A 4,199-nucleotide genomic window follows, 5' to 3' on the forward strand; every position below is an offset into this window, starting at 1 on the left:
CGCCCCCGCGCACCGCCGCCGCGGCGCGCGGGCGCACGGGGACGGCGCCGGCCGCGCGGCGTGCCTGGGGGGCGCCGGCGCGCACCGCGCCACCCCCGGGCGGCGCGGGCGGGTGCGTCGATTGCGTCGATTGCGCGGCCTCGTCGGCCGTCTCGCCGCCCGGCTCAAATCGTTCCGGCGCGTCGCTCATGCCGGCACCTCGTCGAGAAAGCCCTTCAGCATGTCGAGCGTGTCGGCGTCGTCGATCGACTTGTCGGTGCGCCAGCGCAGCATGCGCGGGAACCGCACCGCAATGCCCGACTTGTGACGCGGGCTCGCCTGAATGCCCTCGAAGCCGATCTCGAACACCAGCGACGGCGTCACGCTGCGCACCGGGCCGAACTTCTCGATGGTCGTGCGCCGCACGATCGCGTCGACCTGGCGCATCTCCTCGTCGGTCAGCCCCGAATACGCCTTCGCGAACGGCACCAGCGTGCGCTGGCCGTCGGCTTCGTCCCACACGGCGAACGTGAAATCGGTGTACAGGCTCGCGCGCCGGCCGTGGCCGCGCTGCGCGTAGAGCAGCACGGCGTCGATCGCGTACGGCTCCGTCTTCCACTTCCACCAGGTGCCCGACGCCTTGGTGCGCCCGACGCCGTAGCCCGACGCGCGCTCCTTCAGCATCAGCCCCTCGACGCCGCGCGCGCGGCTTTCCTCGCGCAACGCGGCCAGCGCGGGCCAGTCGGGCGCGACGACTTGCGGCGAAATCCGCAGCACGGCGTCGTTCGCCCCAGCGCCGCCGGCGTCAGGTGCCGCCAACGCACGCGCCAGCGCTTCCAGTTGCGCGCGCCGCTCGGCGAGCGGCTCGGTGCGCAGGTCGCGCCCGTTCGCTTCGAGCAGATCGTAGGCGCGCAGCGCGGCCGGCGCATCGGCCAGGACGCGCTTGGTCAGCGTCTTGCGCGTGATGCGCGGCTGCAGGCGCGCGAACGGCAGCGGCGCGTCCGCGCCCGGCTCCCATGCGAGGATCTCGCCGTCGATCACGGTGCCGTCGGGCAGCGCCTCGCCGAGCGCGACGAGTTCGGGGAAGCGCTCGGTCAGCAGATCCTCGCCGCGCGACCAGATCCACACGCGCCCCGCCCGCTTGACGAGCTGCGCGCGGATGCCATCCCATTTCCATTCGACGAGCCAATCGCCGATCGGGCCGAGCGTGGCCGGATCGGCCTGCAACGGATGCGCGAGGAAGAACGGATACGGCAGGCCGAGTTCGCTTTCGTGCGGCGCGCCGCCAGCGTCGCCGGTGTCGGGTGCGATCAGGCGCAGATAGCGCGCGGCGTCGGGCGCCTGCCGCGAATCGGTCCAGCCCACCATGCGCTGCGCGATGCGCTTGTGATCGACGCCCGCCACCGCCGCGAGCGCGCGCACCACGAGCTGCCGCGACACGCCGACGCGAAATCCGCCGCCAATCAGCTTGGTCAGCAGGAAGCGCCCGTTCCAGTTCAGTTCGTCCCAGTAATCGACGAGGCGCGCGCGCAGCACGTCCGGCTCGACGCCGCGCAGCGTCAGCACACGCGTCTCGATCCATTGCGCGAGGCCCAGCGACGATTCGCGCGCGGCGGGCGGCAGCACGTGCGCGATGGTTTCGGCCAGATCGCCGACCGCCTGATACGACTCCTCGAACAGCCATTCGGACAGCCCGGCGCGCTCGCGCGCGCAATCGGCCAGCAGGCGCGTCGGCACCGATTGGCGCGGCTTGCCGCCGGCCAGGAAATACGCGGCCCAGGCGGCGTCCTCGGGCGCGGCGGCCGAGAAATAGGCAACCAGCGCGTCGAGCTTGACGTGGGTGGAGGTGGTCGCGTCGAGCGCGGCGTAAAGCGTCGCGAAGCGTTTCATCGGCGGGCGTCCGAGGGCGGCGCGGGGTCGGCTCGCGGGTCGGCTCGCGGGTCGGCTTGCGGGTCGGCTTGCGGGTCGGCTCGCGACGCGGCTTGCGACGAGGCTTGCGACGCGGCCGGCAATGCGGCTTGAGGCTCGACCGTCGGCTCGGCTCGCGACGCAGCTTGCAATCCGGCCTGGAGTCCGCCGTCCGGCGCGCCGCCGCTCGCGGGTTCGGACTGCCGCTCGGGCGCGCCTTCGCCCTCCGCCGCCTCGTCGCCGTACTCGGTCGAGAACGCGTCGGCCTCCAGCCCCTGCTCGTTGAGCCAGCGCACCATCGGTTCGATCTGGCCATGCGTGACGATCACGCGCTCCGCCTCCGACGCGCCGATCGCCTGCAGCAGCCCGGGCCAGTCGGCGTGATCGGACAACACGAAGCCGCGATCGACGCCGCGCCGCCGCCGCGTGCCGCGCAGCCGCATCCAGCCCGAAGCGAACGCGTCGCTGTAGTCGCCGAAGCGGCGCATCCATGCGCTGCCCTGCGCGGACGGCGGCGCGACGATCAGCGCGCCGCGAAACGCGGCCTTGTCGCGTGCGGGAATGTCGCTGACGAGCCGCGTCTCGGGCAGATCGACGCCCGCGTCCCGATACGCGCGGTTCAGCGGCTCGACCGCGCCGTGGCAGAAGATCGGGCCGATGCCGCGGTCGATGCCGGCCAGCACGCGCTGCGCCTTGCCGAACGCATAGCAGAACAGCACCGAGGCGCGGCCTTCGGCGGCGTTATGGCGCCACCACGCGTCGATGCCCGCGAAGATCACCGGCGCCGGCTCCCAGCGGTAGATCGGCAGGCCGAACGTCGATTCGGTGATGAACGTGTCGCAGCGCACCGGTTCGAACGGCGCGCAGGTCGGATCGGGCTCGACCTTGTAATCGCCGGACGCCACCCACACGCGGCCCGCGTGCTCGACGCGCACCTGCGCCGAGCCGAGCACGTGGCCGGCCGGATGCAGCGACACGCGCGCGCCGCCGATCGTCAACGGCTCGCCGTACGGCAGCGCCTGCACGTCGATGTCGGGCAGGCGCGAGCGCAGCACGCCCACGCCCGGCTGCGCGGCCAGATAGCGGCGATGCCCGAAACGCGCGTGATCGGCATGCGCATGCGTGATGACGGCGCGCTCGACGGGCCGCCACGGGTCGATGTGGAAATCGCCGGCCGGGCAGTACAGCCCTTCGGGGCGGGCGACGATCAGATCGGATGAGGTGTCCACGCGTCTCCTGGGGGCGTCGGGGAAGGATCACGTCGAGAGCGAGCCAGATTCGTTCCCGCCGCAACCGGGCCGCCGAAGCGCACCGGATCGCAGGCCATGGCGCGGCTGGCGGGCCATGCCACGCGGCGGCCTCGCATGCCGCGCCACGGCACCAGGCTGCGCGGGGACGCATCGCACGCCGGGCCTGATTCGCTCGCCGCGATTGCCATCGCGGCGGACTCGACATCCCAACCTACCATCGCTTCGGTCAACGCGCTGGACGTTGCCGCTCGTCCGATCGAGGTGCACGCAACGGCAACGCCTCGCCTGACGAACCTGCCGGGATTGGAAGATCGTTCCGGGCGCCGGCAGTCCAGCCGACACGCCGATCGCCGCCACTCATCCGGTTCGCCCGCAAAAACGACAACACCCCGCCGGGCGAACCCGGCGGGGTGTGAAATCGTTGTGCGCGTTCGAGGCGCCGCTTAAGCGTCCGACAGCACGATGTTGGCCGTCTTGCTGGTGTTGCCGGCGAGGCCCATCGAAGCCGCGTCGTCGGTCGGGTTGGCGTAGGCATGGATCGCGTCGCCGTCGCCGGCCTTGCCGCCGTTCGACATCGTGACGGTCATGTTGGTGGCGTTGCCGCCGAAATCCTTGTTGCCGTCGACCTTGCTGATGTCGGGGTTGCCCGCACCGGCAGCCTGGCCGTTGTCTGCGCCGCCGTCTTCGTACAGCACTTCGTTCGGCTTGGTGTTGCCGTTCGCGTCCGACGGCGAGATGCGCACGCCGATGTCGGCCGAGCTGGCCTTGAAGCTGCCCGTCTCGCCCGGTTGCAGCGTGATGGTGCCCTTGTTCTGGCCCTGAACCGAGTACGTGAACGACTCCGGACGGTTCGTGTCGTTGGTCACGTTGAAGGTCTTGTCGTCGCCGGTGCCGGTGTTGACGACCTTGACCGAATCGGGGCTGACGCCGCTCGTCGCGGCGGCCTGCGGCACGCCGCCGGCGTTGTTGGTGATACCCGCCGCGCCCGGTGCACCGCCCGACGCGCCGGTGCTGGCGTCGTCGGTGGTCGCGGCCGGGGTGCCGTCCGACGTGGCCGCCGCC

4 protein-coding genes are annotated in these 4,199 nt (G+C 72.0%); all 4 read right to left on the reverse strand.

Translation table 11 applies throughout. The annotated features are described in order from the left end of the window. Nucleotides 1–190, reverse strand: a 190-nt coding sequence (locus G3N92_RS31580; RefSeq protein ID WP_206131462.1) for a hypothetical protein, incomplete at its 3' end; no start/stop codon positions are given. After that, on the reverse strand, nt 187–1,869 hold the full coding sequence (locus tag G3N92_RS31585; RefSeq protein ID WP_206131463.1) for an ATP-dependent DNA ligase: 1,683 nt from the start codon (nt 1,867–1,869) through the stop codon (nt 187–189). The genes G3N92_RS31585 and G3N92_RS31580, both read right to left, overlap by 4 nt. Continuing rightward, the gene (locus tag G3N92_RS31590; RefSeq protein ID WP_206131464.1) at nt 1,866–3,116 is read right to left on the reverse strand and encodes a ligase-associated DNA damage response exonuclease; all 1,251 of its coding nucleotides are present in this window, start codon (nt 3,114–3,116) and stop codon (nt 1,866–1,868) included. Before G3N92_RS31590 ends, G3N92_RS31585 begins: the two co-directional genes overlap by 4 nt. A 464-nt stretch (nt 3,117–3,580) precedes the next feature. Further along, nucleotides 3,581–4,199: hypothetical protein (locus G3N92_RS31595; protein ID WP_206131465.1), on the reverse strand; the 619-nt coding region annotated here is incomplete at its 5' end.

The sequence above is a fragment of the Burkholderia sp. Ac-20379 genome (assembly GCF_017104645.1).
Taxonomy (GTDB): domain Bacteria; phylum Pseudomonadota; class Gammaproteobacteria; order Burkholderiales; family Burkholderiaceae; genus Burkholderia.

Coding starts and splice junctions, on each gene's coding strand:
- G3N92_RS31585 (WP_206131463.1), bottom strand. CDS start 1,869: ATGAAACGCTTCGCGACGCTTTACGCCGCGCTCGACGCGACCACCTCC.